Raw genomic sequence first — 21,439 nt, forward strand, 5'->3', positions numbered from 1 at the left:
TTATTAATTATTCCTTGATAACTTTTTTAGAAATAACATCATTTCCGGTTTTCACTTCAATGATATAAATTCCTTTAGTGTATGAAGAAAGGTCAATAGATTCCTGATCGTTGTTGATGGCACCACTCTGTAATTTCTTACCAGATAAATCATACACATTGAAAGAAGATTTTTTAGGTGCTTTCAATACTTTTACAATGTCTTTGGTGATGGTAGGAGCAACGGTAATACCGCTTGTTTTACTAATTTCATTAGTTCCTAATACTAGTTGGCTATAGCCTGTAGCGATGATAGAATAGTTTTGTGGAGCATTTGCGCCAGCATTATTAACTAAGTTTCCTTTGTTTGAAATTTCAATTCTATAGTTTCTGCCGGCAACAGGAGCGTCAATTACGACTTGTTCTACATTGTCAACTATATTGTCTGCTTTTGTTGCAGGTGTATTTGGGGAATCTGCATTTAATTTCCAAGGATAGTAAATAGTATTTGTAACAGTGTCAATAATCCTTAAATCTAAATCATTTACTAATCTTGAACTTCTATTGTTATATGCAGCTCCCCATGTTAAATTAGCAGGAAGCATATATGCCGGGTCAACCCAAGAAATAGTTACTTTAAGAGGTTCTGTACCAGAAGATTTAATGGTTTTTTTATTGATTATGCCATTATTTAAAGTCTCATCATTAAATATAACAGTGTTATTTGATTTTCCAACTAATAACTCTGCTCCTTTTTTAGCATTAATGAAGCCCCATCCAAATAATGGGTCTGGCCCGATGTTTCCTGCTTCAGAAGCTGAATGAATCATTAACGTTTTTGCAGAAGCAGCATTAAGCTCAGTATTGTTGAAAAGTTGTTTGTTAATCTGTGTCCATAACCCTATAACTCCAGTTACAATAGGTGCAGAATAAGAAGTTCCGCTTCCGTATTGTATACTACTACTGCCTGTTGTGTCTTGAGCAGTGGCTCCAGTTACTACATCTGTTCCTACTGCAGAAATGTCAGGCTTTATACCTCCATCATCCCTTGGACCTGCGCTGCTGTAGTCTGAATGTATAACATCTGAAGATACAGTATATCGACCGTCATTTGTTGTAATAACATTATTTGCGCCTACTACAATAATATTTTTAGCTAGTGATCCTGATCCTATACAGTCATAACCTAACGAGCAGTTGTTCTGCGGTATATCAATATCTGTAGCAGAAAATAATACAGGGGTTCCGGATGAATTTTTGTAATATTTAGGAGCCGTATTTCCTGTTGGTCCCATTCCAAAGTAGTTACCAGAAGATTTTACAATAACGTAAGATGGATTATTATACACAATTTGATCGTAACTTTGATCATTTGAGTAATAAGTCCCTTGTAAATCAAAAGATGTTCCAGCACTATATAGCCCATTCCAGACCCATGCTCCAGGTGCGGCTGGATTGTCATTTGTCCATCCTGAATTAATACCATACGAATGGTTAGAAATTTTTGGCTGTGCAGTCAATATTTTTTGAAAAACTGTACTTGTTGAGGTATCACCAGGCAATGTGGTTGTAGAGAAAGTGTAAGAATCCATTGTTGAATTTTTAGCAACGCCTCTAATATTTAGATTTGTAAAGCTAGCAGCAATAGTACCGTCTTGATAAACAAAGTTACCGGTAAAATTATAATCCTTTGATCCTATAAATCCAGCAACTCCAGTAGAGTGGGCGCTGTAATTCAGAGTGTTTGCTTCTTTATTAGTGATTCTATTTGTCCCGTTGTTAAAGAAAACATGGCCTGCAAAAATTCTTCCACCGTCAAAAATTGTGAATTTAATGTTTTCACCATTAAATGATCCTGTCAATCCTGTGATGAGCCCATCCTGTATAAAATCAGCATTAGCGTTTTTAGATTGTCTAAAGTCATTTAGAGAATAGAAATATGGTATCCCATTGGGTGAAAAGCCAGCTAAATTACTTTTCTGTTCTTCAATTACTCTTTGAACTTCAGCTGTTTTGTTCGCGCCGTAACGTTTAGAAACATAAGAATCAAACTTCTTGTTGTTCTCAATATTTTGTCTTTCAAACTCTCTTTTTAGACCTTCATTATTTTGCGCACTTAGTAGCGAAATAGCCAAAGTACCGACTAAAAGTAAATATTTCTTCATAATAATTAGTAAATTGTTAAAATTATAAGGTGAACAAATATATGGTAAAATATTTAAAATTACATGTTTTATGGTGATGTATTGCCGTTTTTACTGGGTATTTATTAGCTTTGTTTAACTAAATTGTATTTTTTTTGTTATCTTGAACGAGGTATTTAAATTGTATATTTTTTAATTTTGTCAATGATAATACGAAAGAAAAGTATTAATTTACCTAGCTGCGGGTGGTCGAATTATTAGAAAAAATGAAGTAACTTTACATTCTCTTTTTTAAAAAAGTTAGAAAATTACATGTATTTAATTTTTGACACAGAAACAACCGGTTTACCAAAAAATTTCAACGCGCCGCTTTCGGATTCAGATAACTGGCCAAGAATGGTTCAGATCGCATGGCAGCTGCATGATGACGATGGGACGTTGATAGAAAACCAGGATTATATAATAAAACCTGAAGGGTATGATATTCCCTTTAATGCCGCCAGAATTCACGGAATTACCACGAAAATTGCTAATGAAGAAGGACAGGACCTGAAAGAGATTTTAGAAAAATTTTCTGAAGTCTTAAAAAAAGTAAGAGTGGTCTCTGGACATAATGTGGAATTTGATTACAATATCGTAGGTGCCGAATTTTACAGAAAAAATTTAGAAGATAATCTTCAGCAAAAACCGAAGGCAGATACCATGATTTTGGGTACAAACTACTGTCAGCTCGGAGGTGGAAGAGGAGGAAGATATAAGTCCCCTAAGCTGGAGGAACTCTACGAAAAGCTTTACGGACATAAATTTGATGAAGCTCATAACGCTGCAGCTGACGTTAATGCAACTGCTCAGGTGTTTTTCGAAATGATGAGGATTGGGATTATTCCTGCTGAAATACTCAAGGTTTCTGAAGATCAGTTAGAATATTTTAAAAGACTTCATCCGGACCCTATTAAGCCTTTTAGCATTGTTATCAGAAGGCAGGTTGCGGAGTTTAATAATAAGAAAAAGCAGAACGATTTCGGAAGTATTGATGAAATTGATCTGGGTAAATATTTTAATTTCAACAATCACAGTGTTTTTTCAACTTTGCTGGCAACTTCCAGTATTTCAGATTTAATAAAAAAGGCTTCTGACGATAATTTTCCTGCTGTAGGAATGGTGGATCTGGGAAATATGATGGGAGCCTTTAAGTTTGTTTCCGCTGTAGAATCTGCCAATTCAGACCGGGTTAAAAAACATAAAGAATATCTCGCTAAAAAACAGGAAGCAGAAGAGAATGGAATGGAATTTACAGAAGCAGAACCTGTTTCTGAACCTTTAATTCCTGTGGTAGGCTGCGAATTTTATATTTCAGACCGGTACGAACAAAAACAGTTTACAAAAGATGATCCGGACAGGAGAACGCAGGTCGTTCTTTTGGCAAAAGATTTTAATGGCTATAAAAACCTTGCTAAACTTTCAAGTATCGGATTTTTAAAAGGATTTTATTTCGGAGTTCCAAGGATTAGCAGGGAACTTATTGCTGAATATAAGGAAGGTCTTATTGCTGTAACCTCAGGTATTTTGGGAGATATTCCTGATGCTATTTTAAATACCGGGGAGCAGAAAGGGGAAGAGCTTTTTAAATGGTGGAAAGATACTTTTCAGGATGATTTTTATGCTCAGATTCAAAACCATAAACTTCCTGAAGAAGAGCATTTAAATGAAGTGCTATTGTATCTGGCCGATAAATATAATGTCAAAATTTTAGCTCAAAACGAAACTTTTTACAGCAATAAGGATGATTCCAATATTCAGGATATCGTAAGCTGTATTAAAGATGGTGAAAAGCTGTCAACCCCTGTAGGAAAGGGTTTCGGTAAAAGAAGAGGACTGGCCGCCGGGGAATATTATATGAAGAACAGTGATGAGATCAAAGAAACATTTTTGGCTTATCCTGATGCCTTTGAGGCATACGAAGAATTTTTTGCCAAATTCAGTCCTTATACACTGAAAAGAGATGTTCTCCTTCCTAAATTTGATATCCCGGAAGAATTTTTACATGCTGAAGACGAAGCTGATGGAGGGAAAAGAGGGGAGATGGCCTATCTGACCTATTTGACTTATGAAGGAGCTAAAAAAAGATATGCTGATACCGGAATTACAGATGAAATAAAAGAGCGTCTTGATTTTGAACTTGACGTTATTGCCAATACCGGATATCCCGGATACTTCCTTATTGTACAGGATTTCTGTAATGAAGCCCGTAATATGGGTGTTTGGGTAGGTCCCGGAAGGGGATCTGCCGCAGGATCTGCTGTCGCATACTGCATTGGAATTACCAATGTAGACCCTATTAAATACGATCTCCTTTTTGAGAGATTCCTGAACCCGGAAAGGGTTTCAATGCCGGATATTGATATCGATTTTGATGATGAAGGACGTGACAGGATTATTAAATGGGTAGTTGAAAAATACGGAAAAAATCAGGTGGCACAGATTATTACCTATTCAGTTCTTGGAGGTAAATCTGCGATTAAAGATGCCGGAAGGGTATTAGATATTCCTATTCCTGATACCAATAATATTGCAAAGCTGATTCCATCTGTACCTGGAATGAACATTGCTAAAGCATTAGCAAAATACGATAAATTACGGCCTGAAGAGCAAATGCTTGTCGATGAGATGAGAATGGTGCTGGGTAATCCTGAAGATCCGCGTTTTGGAGTTCTTGCGAGCGCCAAAAAGATGGAAGGGTGTATCAGGAATACAGGAATTCATGCCTGTGGGGTGATTATCACTCCGGAAGATGTGAGTAATCTTGTTCCTGTGACTATTGCAGCGAAAGATGCTGATATCTTAGTGTCACAGTTTGATAACTCAGTAGCAGAAAGCGCCGGACTTCTGAAGATGGACTTTCTGGGGCTTCGTACCTTAACGATTATCAAAGATGCTTTAAAATTAGTCAAAGAAAGACACAATGTTGATATCGATCCGGATACCATTCCGCTTGATGATGCCAAAACATATCAGTTATTTAAAGAAGGACGAACGGTTGGGATTTTCCAGTATGAAAGTCCGGGGATGCAGAAGTACATGAGAGAGCTTAAACCTACGGTTTTTGCCGATCTTATTGCCATGAATGCGTTGTACCGTCCAGGTCCGATTAAATATATTCCGAACTTTATTAACAGAAAACACGGAATTGAAGAAATTGTTTACGATTTACCGGAAACAGAAGAGTATTTAAAAGAAACCTATGGAATTACCGTTTATCAGGAGCAGGTAATGCTTTTATCCCAAAAATTAGCCAACTTTACAAAAGGTGAAGCCGATACGCTGAGAAAGGCAATGGGTAAAAAGCAGATCGATGTTCTTAATAAAATGTATCCTAAATTCATTGAAGGGGGTAAGAAAAACAACTTGGACGAAGACCGATTAAATAAAATCTGGAATGACTGGAAAGCGTTTGCTGAATATGCCTTCAACAAATCTCACTCCACTTGTTATGCCTTAATTGCTTACCACACTGCCTATTTGAAGGCAAATTATCCTGCTGAATACATGGCGAGTGTAATGAGTAATAACATTAACAATACAGATTCGATCACCATGTTCATGGAGGATTGTAAAAGTATTGGAGTAGATGTTTTGGGGCCGGATGTGAATGAATCTCAATATAAATTTTCTGTAAACGAAAAAGGACAGATCCGTTTCGGATTAGGGGCGATTAAAGGAATCGGGGAAGGACCGAGTGAAGGAATCAGAAGAGAAAGGTCAAACGGAAGATTTAAAAATATTTATGATTTTTTTGAAAGAATTCCACCTTCTCAAATGAATAAAAGAGTAGCGGAAAGTTTAGTGCTGGCGGGAGCTTTTGATGAACTTGACAAGTACCATCGCGGTCAGTATTTTGATATTGATATGGCGGGAAGAACCAATCTGGAAAGGTTAATCAGATACGGACAGAGCTTCCAGGAAAGCAAGCATGAAATGGAAAACTCTCTTTTTGCAGATTTTGCGGAAGAAGTACAGATAGAGCAGCCTAAGCTGGCACCTTGTCCCGAATGGCCGAATATGCATACCCTTAATAAAGAAAAAGAGATTATCGGATTCTATCTTTCTGCACACCCGCTGGATGATTTTAAATACCAGTTCAGATTCATGCAGGGCCAGCTTTCCAAAAAGAATGTTTTGGAAAAAGAAGAGGGGGAAAAAGTGATTATTGATGAGGCCCCGATTCTGGAACAGGATGTACAGGATGAATCGCCGGACGTGCTGGAAATTGTGTCGGACGAACTGCTTACCGGTGAAGAAGAAATACTGGAACAAGTCGTTAAAAAAGCTGAACCCAAAGGAGTATTTGGCTTTTTAAACCTCGATGAAGTGGATGCCTATAAAGAGCAGGCTTTTGCCAATAAGCAGGAAGAATTATTTGAAGAGAAAAAGAAGGACTGGAAACAGATACAGAAAGAACGTGAAAATGGCGGCGGTGGAAAAGAATATACTGTTGCCGGCCTGATTACGGAATACAGAGTGCAGGATGGCTTTAAAAGTGGAGAGAAAGTAGCTTTCCTTACACTAGAGGATTATTCAGGGTCGTATTCTTTCAGGTTGGGAGACCGTGATTATATGCGTTTAAAAGAGAAGCTGGAAGTGCAGCGATTTGTTATATTAAAAATAAAATTTGCCCAGGTGAAAGATGGGCGGGTTTTTGTAAATGTAAATGAAGTGATTGAACTTCAGGAAGCCTTTGAAAGATTTGCTAAAAGTATTTCTTTGGTCATGGATGTCATGGATTTTAGACCTGAAGATCTTGATTTTTTCAAAACAGTTCTGGATAGAAATAAAGGAAATCAGAAGTTGAAGTTTTTCATTAAAAACGATGATGACGATACCCACATTGAAGTTCAGTCCATGAAACATTCGGTAGACTTAAATGGTGACTTAATTAAAGAAATTCAGCTTCTTAATAAATATGAATTTTATCTAAATTAATGCAATAGTAAAGAAAATATATCTAAAGTGGCTTTTTGCCACTTTTTTTTATGCAAAAAAGTAGAGTTATTTAAAAAAAAATAAATGCTGTACTTGTAGAATATTGATTGATATTATGAGTATGTTAATTTTAGATTAAGTATTTGTAAATGAGGATTTAATAGTTAATTCAACAATTGTTGATATTTTTAATTAATTCAAATGTTTGTTTAATTATCAGTAATAAAAGTTGATTTTTGTTTTGTACATCGTAAAAATTTATAATATTTTCTGATTTATAATGAATTAATTATTTAATTTTACCTCCTAATTTAATTTTTACTAAGTATGAAAAAATTTCTACTCGCGTGTTTGGTACTGCTTGGAATAGGCATATCAGCACAAATAACGTTAGGTAGTGGAACCACCACAAGCTACTACCCGGTGTATCCATATTATGGTTATACCTACTCTCAGCAAATATTTCCCAAATCTGAAATCAATGCAAACGCTGCGGGAAATATTACAGGACTTAAATTTTACTGTGCATCTTCAGTTGTTTTGACTAATTCTAATGACTGGACAGTGTATTTGGGAACAACAACAAAAACCAGTTTTAGCTCCTCTACAGACTGGATTCCTGTATCATCTCTTACTCAGGTTTACACAGGATCTGTGACAAACAATGCAGGAGTTGTAGAAATTACTTTTACAACGCCTTTCAGTTATGACAATATCAATAATCTTGTTGTTGCAGTTGATGAAAATAAGACCGGATACGACTTGGGCTCAAGTGGAAATTTTTATTCGTATGCATCTACTTCGAATACGAGTATTTATTATGCTAATGATACTACCAACCCTGATCCTTCTGCTCCGCCAACCGCTACAGGCAGAACAGCAAGAAAATCTAATGTTACTTTTGTGGGATTAAATGCAAGTCTTTTACCTGCTTGTCCTATAGCTACTGCACCTTCTAATGCTGCAACAGGAGTATCTGTAACTCCAGCTATTACCTGGGGAGCGGTTACAGGAGCTACAGGTTATAGATTATCTGTCGGTACAACCTCAGGAGGAACGGATGTGATAAATAACCTGGATTTAGGAAATGTGACTACTTATACGCTGAGCACACCGTTGTTATATGGTAAGCAGTATTATTTTACGTTAAATTCTTACAATACCAACGGCTCGTCAAGCAGCTGTAATCAATCGACTTTTACTACTAAAAATATTGGCTGCCCTTCAGTAACGGCTCCTTCAGCTAACGCATCGGGTGTCGCTCTTTTACCAACATTTACTTGGGGTGCAGTTACGGATGCTACCGGATATAGATTATCTATCGGTACAACTACAGGAGGAACTGATATAGTGAATAATGCTGACCTTGGAAATGTAACTTCCTATACATTAACTACTCCATTATCACCAACTACAAAATATTATTATACAATAAACGCTTATACTCCAAATAATACTTCTGCAAGCTGTTCAGAAAGAAGTTTTACAACGTTATGTAACAGTACCATTTCTACATTCCCATGGACTGAGAATTTTGATACGATGAACACGATCGGCTCTGGAATTGTTCCGACTTGCTGGGCTTCAGTAGCTGGAACAAATAGCTGGACCTCTATGAATGCTTCCTCAACGACCTATAATGCACCTAAATCGGCGCCTAATTATATGACAATTCCGTACAGTAATACCGCGGCAAGTCAGCTTTGGACTCCTGGATTTACGTTAACTGCAGGAACAGCCTATGAATTCTCTTTCTATTATAATACGAATGGAACTTCCAGTTCATATATTGGATTCTCAGGAGATGTTCAGGTAAATACTACTCCTTCTGTTACAGGAGCAACTTCAATCGGTACATTTATTACTTCAACTCAAGGTACGGCTGCTTATACTAAGTATAGCGTAATCTATACTCCGGCTGCAACAGGTAATTATTACTTTGGCTTGAATGTTTCATCTACAGGCTCTCCTTGGTATTTAGGAGTTGATGATTTCAAATTACAATTCGCTCCAACATGTATAGAACCTACAGCAGTAACCGCTTCTAATATTACAACGGCAACAGCAAATATAGCTTGGACAGCTCCGGCTTCAGCTCCAGGCAATGGATATGAAGTTTATTACAGTACAACCAATACTGCACCTACGAATGCTACAACACCAAGTGCTACGGGGATTACAGGACTTTCAACAATGCTGCAGGGATTATCTCCATCTACTACTTATTATGTATGGGTAAGATCAAACTGTAATGCTAATGATAAGAGTGCATGGTCAATTGCCGGAACATTTATGACAGCATGTAGTGCGGTAGTCAACTTTAATGAGAACTTTGATTCTACTACCATTCTTTCTGCCGGGAATTTACCGGGATGCTGGAGCAGTATCGGAACAAATTCTACGTATGCAAGAGTGTATGCAAGTACTGCAATATCATCTCCAAATGCAATGTATATCTATAATGACGGTTCAGCCACCGGAACAGGAATGGCTGCCACACCTGAAATCTCTACATTACAGACGGGTAATTATACTCTTAAATTTAAAGCAAGAGCTAATTTTACAGCAGGAGGTACCGTTGAGATCGGATACTTAACTAATCCTGCAGATACTTCTTCTTTTGTGGCTTTAGGATCTTATACATCTACAAGTGTAACAACAGTTGATAATTACTCACTGGATATCACAGGGGTTCCGGCAGGAGTTAATAAGCTTGTATTCAGACATACAGGAGGAGCAAATGCCTATAGTATCCTTATTGATGATGTAAGTTATCAACTAAAATCTGCATTGGCGACTTCAGAAACAAAGGCGAAAGACGCCCTGAAGGTATATCCTAATCCATTCACGGATGTATTGAATATCTCTGATATTTCTAAAGTAAAATCAATATCAGTAACGGATATTGCTGGAAGATTGGTGAAAACTATTGAAAATCCTGCCTCTGCTCTTCAACTAGGAGACTTGAATTCAGGAATGTATTTAGTGACATTAAATATGAAAGACGGTTCTAAACAAACCATCAAAGCAATTAAGAAATAAACTCAATGTTTATCATATTTATTTAAGATAGCGGCCCATAAGGCCGCTATTTTTTTTATTTTTCATGAATAATATAATACTTATTGCTAATTTAGTAATTCAAATTACGCTAAAATATATAATTTATGAAAAAACTTTTACTCTCATGCCTATTCATGATAAGCATGATGCTCAATGCCCAAATAGACTTGGGAACGGGCAGTACAAATGTTGGGGAGGCCCCGATAAGTACCTATTACGGATACTCCTATGTACAGCAGATTTTCACCAAACAGGAAATTAATGCTAATGCAGCAGGTAATATTACAGGCCTTAAATTCTATATGGACCCATCAATGTCTATCAGCAACTCTTCGGATTGGGTTGTATATGTAGGACATACTTCAAAAACCAACTTTACCTCTGATACAGATTGGGTTCCAGTGAATCAGCTGACTCAGGTGTATTCGGGAACAGTAACCAATACCAATGGAGTAGTGGAAGTTACTTTTGCGGTACCGTTTCCTTATAACAATACTCAAAACTTGGTTATAGCAGCTGAAGAAAATGCGCCGGGCTATGATTCGAATGATTATGACGATGTATTTTATGTATATGATGCTATGCCGTCATCCTCAATTTCTTTTAAAAATGACAATACAAATCCGAACCCGCTAAATCCTCCTGCAGGAAATCTGAATGATTACAAATCGGTGGTGACCCTCTTAGGACTTACGGCAAACGCTGCACCAGCGTGCCCTACAGTTTCTTATCCGGGAAATAATTCAACATTCATTCCGCAGTTACCGGCAATTACCTGGTATGCACCACAAGGGGCTGCGAGCTATAAAGTATCTATAGGGACCACACCGGGTGGAACTAATATCGTTAACCAGCAATCTGTTTCTACACCAAGTTTCACGCCTTCTACACCTCTTGCTCTTAATACTACATTTTATCTTAAGGTGGTTTCAGTAGGGCCTGGAGGAGAGTCTGCAGGATGTTATGAAACAATCTTTAAAACGATTCCGCCGCCACCTTCCAATGATGATTGTACAAGTGCCATTGAGCTAACGGTAAATCCTGATATGAATTGTGGCAGCACAATGGCCGGATATACTTTGGGTGCCAGCGATTCAGGCTTGATTCCTGATCCTTGTTATGGTAATCCTGACGATGATGTCTGGTATAAATTTACTGCAACATCTGCGGTTCATATTATTTCTCTTAGCAATGTGCTTTCTGTAGGATCTCTTGATACGACTGATATAGAATTCCAGGTATTTAGCGGAGGATGCACAGGACTTTCAAGCATTTTATGTGAAAGTTCCGAAACCGGTATCGTTACAGGGCTTACTCCGGGACAGACTTATTATGTGAGATTATATAGCTATGATGATGCTGGAGCAGCTCAAAGCTTTAATATATGTGTAGGAACGATACCTCCGCCTCCTGCTAATGATGTCTGCTCAGGGGCGTTATCAGCATCCGTATTTCCTTATACCTATACACAATCTGATGCAGGCGGATCTACCAATAATAACGGATTTATTACGGCTTGTCCTAGTGCTATGAATGACGGAACATGGTTTACATTTACAGGAGACGGAACTACATTTGATATTACCGTAACAATGCCTTCAGGAAGTATTTTTGATCCAAAAATTGGAGTATATAGTGGTAACTGTAATATCTTGGCATGTGAAGATACCATGGATGACGAAGGACAAGGCGGCACAGAAACTATTTCTGTACCTACCATTGCCGGAACAGTATATTATGTGAATGTTGGCTATTATAGCGGTGTGTACGATGAAATGGAATGGCCTTTTACCATCAATATCAGTAAAGAAACACTTGCCGTTTCAGAAGCTTCTCAAGTGAAAAATAAAATAAGACTGTATCCGAATCCGGCGGCAGACATTCTGAATATTTCAGATACATCGAAAGTGAAATCAGTAGCCATTTCTGATTTTTCAGGAAGGATCGTAAAAACTGTTGATAATCCAGGTTCAGCTATTCAGGTAGGTGAACTGAAATCAGGAGTGTATATTGTGATGCTGACCATGAAAGACGGATCTAAGCAAGGCATTAAAATAATTAAGAAGTAATCATATAATTAGTAAAATAGAAAGGTGGATATTCGTATCCGCCTTTTTTGTGCAAAAAAATATCAGAAAATGATGAGGTTGTTGTTACATGAAAAATAAATAATGAATCGATCAGGAATTAAATAGAAAAAGGTGGCCATAGGTCACCTTTGTTATAGTCTGTCTGTAAAGTATTATTTATTGGGTACAGGCTGTATATCTCCTGTACTCATATGCTCAAAAACTGTTGGAAAGAACATCGCTAATATAAAATAAATGATGATCATTAATACAACTAGAGAAAAGAGAATAATAACTAAAGCATTTGGTTTGTTTTTCTTACTTGTTTCCATGATTTCGTGATATTTGGTTAACAGATTACATTAATAAATACTATTAAGCTAATTTCTTGCCACACTGTTTGCAATACCGCGCATCATCGTCAATATCTTCATTACCGCAACGCTCACAGACTTTTTCCAGGTTCTGTCTTTTGTTCCTCATTTCTGCTGTTACAATTCCGGTAGGAACCGCGATAATAGAATATCCGGCCAGCATTAAAATAACGGCGAAAAACTTACCCATCGGTGTAATCGGGGATACATCTCCATAGCCGACAGTCGTTACAGTAACCACCGCCCAGTAAATAGCCTGCGGTATCGTTTCAAATCCCTGTCTTCCGCCTTCCACCATAAACATTAAAGATCCTACAATGACGGAGAAGATGATTAAAAATAAAAGGAAAATATATATTTTTCTGGAACTGTTCTTTAAAGCTCTTACGATGAGGTAGCCATCATTCATAAAATCGAGCAGGTTAAAGATTCTGAAAATCCTCAACATTCTCAGCATTCTGAAAATCAGGAAATATTTTGTAATCGGAAAGAAAAAACTGAGATAAAAAGGAACCAAAGCTAAGAAATCAATGATCCCGAAAAAACTGAAAATATAATTTTTTCTGTTCTTTATCACCGTGATACGCATCAGATATTCCGCAGAGAAAAACAGGGAAATGATCCACTCTAGAATGATAAAGGTAATATGAAATCTTTTGTCCAGTTTAGGCACACTTTCCATCATAATGATCAAAGTGCTCACCAGAATTAAGGATAATAAAATGATGTCAAACAGCTTGCCTAGCTTCGTGTCCGAGCGATAGATGATTCTGTAAAGAAATCTTTTCCATAAGGCGTCTTCAGGAACCAGATGGTGTTCTCTTTCCATGGGTAATTGTTTTTAAATTAATAAATTTATCCTTATTTTCGTGGCAAACATACATAATAAAATGACAATAAGCGAAGTAATTTCAGAAATAGAAAAGCGCATTCCGTTACAGCAGGCAGAAGATTTTGACAATGTAGGTCTGTTGTGTGGAATTCCTTCCCGCGAAGTCAGTGGGATTTTAATTTGTCATGATGCTTTGGAGAATGTTGTAAATGAGGCCGTAGATAAAAAATTAAACCTTATTGTATGTTTTCATCCCATCATATTTTCAGGATTAAAATCTCTCACAGGAAAAAACTACGTTGAAAGAGCTGTTTTGAAGGCTATAGAAAATAAAATTGCTATTTATGCGATTCATACGGCTTTCGATAATGATTTTTTTGGAGTCAATGCCGGAATCTGCAATCATCTGGGGTTAAAAGAGCTGAATATTCTTCAACCCAAAAAAAATAATTTAAAACAATTAAGTGTTTTCGTGCCCAAAGATCATAGCCAACAGGTAAAAGAAGCCCTTTTCGCTGCGGGAGCAGGAAATATTGGTTTTTATGACGAATGCAGCTTCACCGTTGGAGGAAGTGGTACTTTTAAACCGATAGAAGGTTCAAATCCTTTTTCCGGGCAGCAGGATATCCGTGAAAACGCTGATGAAGATATGATTTCTGTCATTTTTGAAGGCTACAAGCAGGGAAGAATCGTTGCTGCAATGAAAGCGGCCCACCCATATGAAGAAGTTGCCCATCAGATCTATGCATTGGATAACGAAAATCAATATTCAGGATTGGGAATGTACGGGGAATTTGAAGAAGCAATGGATGAAAAAGATTTTCTGAAGATGGTGAAAGAAAAATTTAACCTTAAAGTCATCAGGCATTCTGCTTTTAACCATAAAAAAATTAAAAGAGTAGGAGTTTTGGGCGGTTCGGGAGCGAGCGCTATAAAATCTGCCCTCTCAAAAAAATGCGATGCCTACCTTACGGGAGATATTAAATACCATGATTACTATCTGGCAGAATCAAAAATGCTGATTTGCGATATAGGACATTATGAATCAGAACAATTTGTCACCCAACAATTATTTGAAATTTTGTCACAAAAATTTAGTACATTTGCAATCTCAAAATCTCACGAAAAAACAAACCCAGTAAATTATTTCCTTTAGATATGGCAAAAACCACCGATATTTCAGTTGAAGAGAAATTAAGAGCTTTATACGATTTACAGATCATAGATTCAAGATTGGATGAAATCCGAAATACAAGAGGAGAATTGCCGATTGAAGTTGAAGATCTTGAAATCGAGATTGAAGGGCTTGAAAAAAGAGCTGAAAAATTTCATGCGGATATCAAAGATCAGGACGATCAGATAAAAACAAAGCATGAAGTAATCAACCATGCGAAAACCTTAATTGAAAAATATAAGTCTCAACAAGATAACGTACGAAACAATAAAGAGTTTGAAGCATTAGGAAAAGAAGTTGAATTCCAGGATTTAGAAATTCAGCTTGCTGAAAAAAGAATCAAAGAATTCGGAGCTAAAATTGCTCACAAAAATGAAACATTAAGTGAATTGAATGCAAAGATCAACGATCTTAAAAATCACTTGAAATTCAAAAAAGAAGAATTGGAAGGTCTTGTATCTGAAACTCAAAAAGAAGAAGATTACCTGATAGAACAGTCTAAAGAATATGCAGGTAAGATTGATGAGAGATTATTAGCTTCTTATAACAGAATCAGAACGAGTTCTATCAATGGTTTAGCAGTAGTAGGATTGGAAAGAGGTGCTCCAAAAGGTTCATTCTTCACAATTCCACCGCAAAAGCAAATGGAAATCGCTCAGAGAAAGAAAATCATCATTGATGAACATTCAGGAAAAATTCTTGTTGATGACGAATTGGTTATTGAAGAAAACGAAAGAATGAGAACGGTAATTAAATTCTAATTACTGGTTTCACAACAATATAAAAGCTGTTTCAAATTTTGAAACAGCTTTTTTTGTAATATTTAGTCTATTCGGAGCCGTAATGCTTCACATATCATTCAGTGAAAGAAAATAAAAAAAGCTGCTTCACAAGAAGCAGCTTTCATTGTTATGCGTGATGATCGTACATTTTATCGTACAGATCAATAAATTTTTCTTTTATCGCTTTTCTTTTAAGCTTTAAAGTAGGAGTCAGGAGACCTGCGTCGATACTCCATATTTCAGGGGTCAGTTCAATCTTTTTGATCTGTTCCCAGTTTCCAAGGTGTTCATTGATACCCGCCAGTTCTTTCTCGATTCTATCCTTTAATTCAGGACTTTTCGCAATTTCCTGTGGGGTAGATCCGATATTCATATTATTTCTCATTGCCCAGCTTTTCGCAAATTCAAAATCAGGCTGCACGAGAGCGCACGGCATTTTTTCACCGTCACCTACCACCATGATCTGCTCTATGAACTTGGATGCCTTAGCTAAATTTTCAATAGTCTGAGGAGCAATATATTTTCCTCCCGATGTTTTGAACATTTCTTTTTTACGGTCGGTGATCTGTAAAAAGCCTTCGCTATCGATGTGCCCGATGTCTCCCGTACGGAAAAATCCATCTTCGGTAAACGCTTCTTTCGTCATTTCATCATTTTTGAAATATCCTTTGAAAATAGAAGGACCTTTCACCGTAATTTCACCATCCTCCTGGATTTTTACTTTTAAATTATCCAATGGCAATCCTACCGTTCCGATTTTCATTTTTTCAAAACTGTTGACAGAAATTACCGGAGAAGTTTCTGTTAAACCATATCCTTCCAGAATAGGGATTCCTGCATTTTGAAACATCAGGTTGAGTCTTGTAGATAAAGCCGCAGAGCCGGAAACCAAAGTAATGATTTCACCGCCTAACCCTTCTCTCCACTTGGAAAATACCAGTTTATCAGCAATAATTCCCTGTAACCCTGACGGTTTGGAAATTTCTTTCTTCTTAGTAAGCAGGTTTAAAGCCCAGAAGAATATTTTAGATTTCAGGCCTCCCGCAGAAGAACCTGTATTGTAGATCTTATCATATACCTTCTCTACCAGTCTTGGCACCACACTCATATAATGTGGCTTTACTTCTTTTACGTTGTCTCCCATTTTATCAATGCTTTCGGCAAAATAAATCGAGAAACCGTTATACTGAAAAAGGTAAAAAAGCATCCTTTCAAAAATATGACAGATAGGAAGAAAGCTCAATACTCTCGTATCCTTATAATCGAGGCTCTTTTTCTTGGGAATTCTCGGAATAGACCCCAGTACATTAGAAACAATATTATGATGGGTAAGCATAACGCCTTTGGGCTTGCCTGTGGTTCCCGAAGTATAGATGATGGTGGCCAGGTCTTCAGAATTGATGGCATTGGAAAGATCATCTACCTCAATCTGGGTAGAATCATCCTCACCAAGGTCCAGGATTTCTCTCCAGTTGGCAGCTCCGCTAATTGTGTCGAAAGTGAAAACTCCCTGCAGAGAATGAATATTATGCTTTACTTTCATCACTTTGTTCAGCAGATCTTTGTCTGAAACGAAGCAATATTTTATTTCGGCATTAGAAAAAATGAATTCATAATCTTCCGGAGAAATATTAGGATATACAGGTACTGATACCACTCCGATTTGGGAAAGGCCGAGGTCCATAATGGCCCATTCTGTACGGGAATTGGTGGTTATCAAAGCAATTTTATCACCAGGTTTTATGCCCAGTTTCAAAAGTCCTCTTGAGATCTTATTGGCTTCATTAATAAACTCTTGAGTAGAAGTTTTTTTCCATTCCCCTTGATATTTCGTTACGAACATATCAGTTTTAGGAAATTTTTCCAAAGCGTGGTGTGGTATATCGAATAATCTCTTTATCGTCATGATTTTTTAAGTAATTTTTAAACAATTCTAAATATAAGCATTTTTGTGAAAATACCATAAATCTATTTATAATTTTCAAACAGCAATTATTTTTTCACATTTCCTTAAAAAGTGTAAATTTACGGCTATCTAATTATTATTTTTTATGGACTTTAATTTATCGGAAGAGCAGCTGATGATTCAGCAGGCAGCTAGGGATTTTGCACAAAACGAGCTATTACCGGGAGTAATAGAAAGAGACCGTGACCAGAAATTTCCTACTGAACAAGTAAAGAAAATGGGGGAAATGGGCCTTTTGGGAATGATGGTAGACCCTAAATACGGCGGTGCTGGTATGGACAGTATCTCTTATGTTTTGGCTATGGAGGAGATTGCAAAAGTGGATGCTTCTGCAGCGGTTGTAATGTCTGTAAACAATTCATTGGTATGTGCCGGTCTTGAAAAATTTGCCTCTGAAGAGCAGAAAGTGAAATACCTTACTCCTTTGGCAAGCGGCCAGGTAATCGGGGCATTTGCTTTGTCTGAGCCGGAAGCGGGTTCTGATGCGACGTCTCAAAAGACAACAGCAGAAGATAAAGGAGACTATTATCTTTTAAACGGAATTAAAAACTGGATCACCAATGGTGGAACTGCATCTTATTATGTGGTTATTGCACAAACCGATCCTGAGAAAAAGCATAAAGGAATTAACGCATTTATCGTAGAAAGAGGATGGGAAGGTTTTGAAGTAGGGGTAAAAGAAGATAAATTGGGAATCAGAGGAAGTGATACGCATTCTTTGATTTTTAATAACGTAAAAGTACCTAAAGAAAATAGAATTGGTGAAGACGGTTTCGGATTCAACTTTGCTATGGCTGTATTGAACGGTGGTAGAATCGGAATCGCTTCTCAGGCATTAGGAATTGCTTCCGGAGCCTATGAATTGGCGCTTAAATATGCTAAAACAAGAAAAGCTTTCAAAACTGAAATTATCAACCATCAGGCAATTGCTTTTAAATTGGCAGATATGGCAACTCAGATTACAGCGGCAAGAATGCTTTGCTTCAAAGCTGCCTGTGAAAAAGATGCTGGAAAAGATATCTCTGAAAGCGGTGCGATGGCAAAATTATATGCTTCTCAGGTAGCAATGGATACTACGATTGAAGCAGTGCAGATCCACGGTGGATACGGATACGTGAAAGAATACCACGTAGAAAGAATGATGAGGGATGCAAAAATCACTCAGATTTACGAAGGAACTTCTGAGATCCAGAGAATTGTGATCTCGAGAAGTATCGCAAAATAAATATTATAAACACAGACTACTTATGAAAAAATCTTGGTGGATCGTCCTCGGTACAGTGATATTACTGATAGGCGTATTGGTATGGTATAAATTCTTCTTTGTTTTCGGAGAAGGAGTAAAATCAGGTTACCTGAATTATGCCATTAAAAAAGGCTATGTTTTCAAAACCTATGAAGGAAAAATCATTCAGGAAGGATTTGGAAAAGGAAATACCGGTACTATTACGAGTTATGAATTTGAATTCTCAGTATCAGACCCTGAAGTTTTCAAACAGTTGGAGGCAAACAGCGGAAAAAGCTTTGATCTTCATTATAAGGAATATAAAGGGACACTTCCCTGGAGAGGAAATACGAAGTACATCGTAGATAAAGTAGTGAATATGAAATAATAATAAAAGGCTCTCAATTTTTGAGAGCCTTTTATCTTCACGAACCACAAACTTAAATAAGATAAGTATCCTATTTTCTCTGAATTATTTTATAATTAACTGATCTGAATCCGGGAATTGGTCAATAATCTCATTTCCTACCCCAAAATTACCTTTCAGGATGTCTTTTGGATTTCCGCTGATCCAGCTGCAGAGATCTATGGCTTCATACAGGCCATTATTAAAGCCCAACAAAACGATCAGTTTTTCAGTTCCTATATTTTTGATGTAATGTCCCGCTCCCATTGGAACGTATCCTACATCACCTTTTTCAAACTCATCTTTTACGAATTGCCCTTCCGCCAGGAATACTCCCATTTCTGCATTTCCCTGAAGGTAATATTGCCATTCATCGGCATTGGGATGCCAGTGCATCTCTCTCAGGCCTCCGGGTTCAATTTCAAAAATACTTCCTGTAATGGTTCTGGCGATATTGAATTCTTTCTGGGTAACCACGCGCTGAAGTCCGCCACCAGGAATAACAATAGGCTGTTGGGCTCCCAGAGGATAACGGTGGGTAGACACCAATGAAACAGCATTTCTTGCAGAAGCAAGACCGGAATGGATGTCCGGAAGCTCACACTGCGCAAAATAGGCTTCTCCCTGATATAATTTCTTCACCTCATCCTCAGTAATTCCCAAATTTTGAGCAGCAATATTCACCGGAACACTGGAGATAAAATCAGTAATACTGAAAGTATGATCTTCTGAAAAATCCCCGTTATCAAATATTAAAATGAAATGACAACTTTTGCTGCTGATGCACTGAAGAACATGTCCGTAACCTCTCGGGAAATACCATACATCACCTGGATTAAAAATATCTACCGATACATTTCCTTCCGGATCGATCACTGTAGTTCTCATCTGTCCTTTTACCACATATCCCCATTCTGAAGCGTTGGCATGCCAGTGAAGTTCACGGATCGCTCCGGGATCCAGATGCATACTTACGCCTGCAAGATTTTTTGAAGCATCAAATTCTTTAACAGATACCCCTCTTGTAATACCTCCCGGACCCAATCTGGGTTCTTTTTTCTCAAGCTGATATTTGAAATTTGGAAGTTCTTTGCTCATGATTATTCTGCTTATAAAGTTGATGTTATCGTAAATGTAAGAAGAAGATACCAGTTTGATCTATGAATTTCATTAAAATATTATTAAAAAAATCCATCAGAAAATGATGGATTTAGAAATTTATTTAGAGTTATTGTCAGGAAGGTTTTTGTTTTTCTTATTGTAGAGATAATATCCGATTCCGGCAATTAAAAATAAAGGCCACAGCGGAAGGATGAAAAGAAAGATGGAAGTGATGACATTCCAGCCGGATGAAATTGCGGCTAAAGATTTCCCGCCAAAAGTATCAGGCTTCTGGTTGGATTCTGTAGTATCAATAAGCGTAACGGCCACCGTACAGATCGTATTGTCTACATATTGAGTTCCGGTAACTTCTATATTTTTACTCTCAATATCGCTGATACTTGAACTTAAGGAATTCATTAAACCTTCAAAATTCTGTATAGGCACTTTAATCTGGAGATCATATACTTTCTGATGGTCTTCAGGATAGGATGGAGGGGTGTTCTTTACAGGTTCAGGAGTAGTGTAGGATAGTTGTTCACTTTTAATATAAGCGTTGTTTTTTGCAGCCTCTTCTTTGATTATTTCTTTTACCGTTTCAGCATTGTCGGCTGTTATAGAAATATAGCCGTTTTTTACCATTTTGTTTTTAGGAGCACTAAGCTCATAGCTGTCATTTTTGGGTGAATCTTTATAAATGATTTTGGTCTCTTTAATCACTTTGGGAGCAGGAACATTAACAACTATTTTTTCACGCTTCTTTTCTGAAGAATCTTTTTTCTCTATTTTTGATTCCAGTTTTGTAGAAGCAATTTTGGTGGATAAAGAATCTACGATTTTTGATGTATTTTCAATGTTCTGCTGTATTTCACCCTTAGCATTTTCAAAATCCTTTATTTTGATATTTGCAGAATCTAAAACTTTGTCTGCATTCGCCTGGACAGAATTAATGGTTTCGGATACAGCACTGTCTGCAGCGTTTTCCATTTGAGATTGTACTGCTTCACTTTTTTTACACATGATAAAAGTACTCGATACGGCAATCAGTAATATGATCTTTTTCATAACATTAATTTTTTTGATGAAGTAAAATTAGGGGGGAAGTTCTTGTAATGCTTGTAAAAGAAATGTATGATTTTGGTAAATTTTTATTATTTTGAAAATCAACTGATTGTAAATTTATTACAAGAGTTTTACAAAAAAAACAGTTAAATGTTAAAAATGTTAAAAGAAAATATTCGTTAGAAATATAATAATATTTACCTTTGCTTTTTAAGATTTTTATAATGAAATATGTATATTTTTGTTTTCATTTTTAATAATGAGATGATAAACACTTGTTGAT

13 protein-coding genes are annotated in these 21,439 nt (G+C 36.9%); 7 read left to right on the forward strand and 6 right to left on the reverse strand.

Annotated elements, in window-relative coordinates:
• Window positions 1-7 precede the first annotated feature (7 nt).
• Complete coding sequence (locus tag IW15_RS10135) at window positions 8-2,143, reverse strand: S8 family peptidase (RefSeq protein ID WP_034711024.1); 2,136 nt, start codon at window positions 2,141-2,143, stop codon at window positions 8-10.
• 291 nt (window positions 2,144-2,434) lie between these two features.
• On the opposite strand from IW15_RS10135, the gene dnaE reads away from it, so the two are divergent.
• The 3 genes from dnaE to IW15_RS22000 all read left to right on the forward strand — a co-directional run bounded on the left by dnaE (window position 2,435) and on the right by IW15_RS22000 (window position 12,234).
• A complete protein-coding gene (gene dnaE / locus IW15_RS10140; RefSeq protein WP_034711025.1) occupies window positions 2,435-7,102 on the forward strand; it encodes a DNA polymerase III subunit alpha in 4,668 nt (1,555 codons plus the stop codon).
• Between the two features lie 327 nt (window positions 7,103-7,429).
• Window positions 7,430-10,144, forward strand: a complete 2,715-nt coding sequence (locus IW15_RS10145; RefSeq protein ID WP_084681404.1) for a fibronectin type III domain-containing protein — start codon at window positions 7,430-7,432, stop codon at window positions 10,142-10,144.
• 125 nt (window positions 10,145-10,269) lie between these two features.
• Complete coding sequence (locus IW15_RS22000; RefSeq protein WP_084681405.1) at window positions 10,270-12,234, forward strand: T9SS type A sorting domain-containing protein; 1,965 nt, start codon at window positions 10,270-10,272, stop codon at window positions 12,232-12,234.
• A gap of 173 nt (window positions 12,235-12,407) precedes the next feature.
• On the opposite strand, the gene IW15_RS22770 is transcribed toward IW15_RS22000, so the two are convergent.
• Window positions 12,408-12,566: a hypothetical protein gene (locus IW15_RS22770; RefSeq protein WP_165585178.1), complete on the reverse strand. Its 159-nt coding sequence runs from the start codon at window positions 12,564-12,566 to the stop codon at window positions 12,408-12,410.
• 43 nt (window positions 12,567-12,609) lie between these two features.
• A complete protein-coding gene (locus tag IW15_RS10155; RefSeq protein WP_034711027.1) occupies window positions 12,610-13,437 on the reverse strand; it encodes an ion transporter in 828 nt (275 codons plus the stop codon).
• 61 nt (window positions 13,438-13,498) lie between these two features.
• On the opposite strand from IW15_RS10155, the gene IW15_RS10160 reads away from it, so the two are divergent.
• Together IW15_RS10160 and IW15_RS10165 are read left to right on the forward strand one after the other, a co-directional pair.
• The gene (locus IW15_RS10160) at window positions 13,499-14,596 is read left to right on the forward strand and encodes a Nif3-like dinuclear metal center hexameric protein (protein WP_034711028.1); all 1,098 of its coding nucleotides are present in this window, start codon (window positions 13,499-13,501) and stop codon (window positions 14,594-14,596) included.
• A gap of 2 nt (window positions 14,597-14,598) precedes the next feature.
• Window positions 14,599-15,375 carry a zinc ribbon domain-containing protein gene (locus IW15_RS10165; RefSeq protein ID WP_034711029.1) on the forward strand — a complete coding sequence of 259 codons (777 nt, stop codon included), beginning with the start codon at window positions 14,599-14,601 and terminating at the stop codon, window positions 15,373-15,375.
• 148 nt (window positions 15,376-15,523) lie between these two features.
• Here IW15_RS10165 and IW15_RS10170 read toward each other — a convergent pair whose 3' ends face one another.
• The gene (locus IW15_RS10170) at window positions 15,524-17,302 is read right to left on the reverse strand and encodes an AMP-dependent synthetase/ligase (RefSeq protein WP_034711030.1); all 1,779 of its coding nucleotides are present in this window, start codon (window positions 17,300-17,302) and stop codon (window positions 15,524-15,526) included.
• A gap of 145 nt (window positions 17,303-17,447) precedes the next feature.
• Here IW15_RS10170 and IW15_RS10175 point away from each other — a divergent pair, with 145 nt between their 5' ends.
• Together IW15_RS10175 and IW15_RS10180 are read left to right on the forward strand one after the other, a co-directional pair.
• Window positions 17,448-18,587, forward strand: a complete 1,140-nt coding sequence (locus tag IW15_RS10175) for an acyl-CoA dehydrogenase (RefSeq protein WP_034711031.1) — start codon at window positions 17,448-17,450, stop codon at window positions 18,585-18,587.
• 22 nt (window positions 18,588-18,609) lie between these two features.
• Window positions 18,610-18,975, forward strand: coding sequence for a hypothetical protein (locus tag IW15_RS10180; protein ID WP_034711032.1), 366 nt, complete (start codon window positions 18,610-18,612; stop codon window positions 18,973-18,975).
• Window positions 18,976-19,059: 84 nt separating this feature from the next.
• On the opposite strand, the gene IW15_RS10185 is transcribed toward IW15_RS10180, so the two are convergent.
• Both IW15_RS10185 and IW15_RS10190 read right to left on the reverse strand, forming a co-directional pair.
• Entirely contained in the window at window positions 19,060-20,091 is a 1,032-nt protein-coding gene (locus IW15_RS10185) for a cupin domain-containing protein (protein WP_034711033.1), read from the reverse strand.
• Window positions 20,092-20,211: 120 nt separating this feature from the next.
• Window positions 20,212-21,159, reverse strand: coding sequence for a DUF4349 domain-containing protein (locus tag IW15_RS10190; RefSeq protein WP_034711034.1), 948 nt, complete (start codon window positions 21,157-21,159; stop codon window positions 20,212-20,214).
• Between the last annotated feature and the right edge of the window lie 280 nt (window positions 21,160-21,439).

Source organism: Chryseobacterium soli (assembly GCF_000737705.1).
Classification (GTDB): Bacteria; Bacteroidota; Bacteroidia; order Flavobacteriales; family Weeksellaceae; genus Chryseobacterium; species Chryseobacterium soli.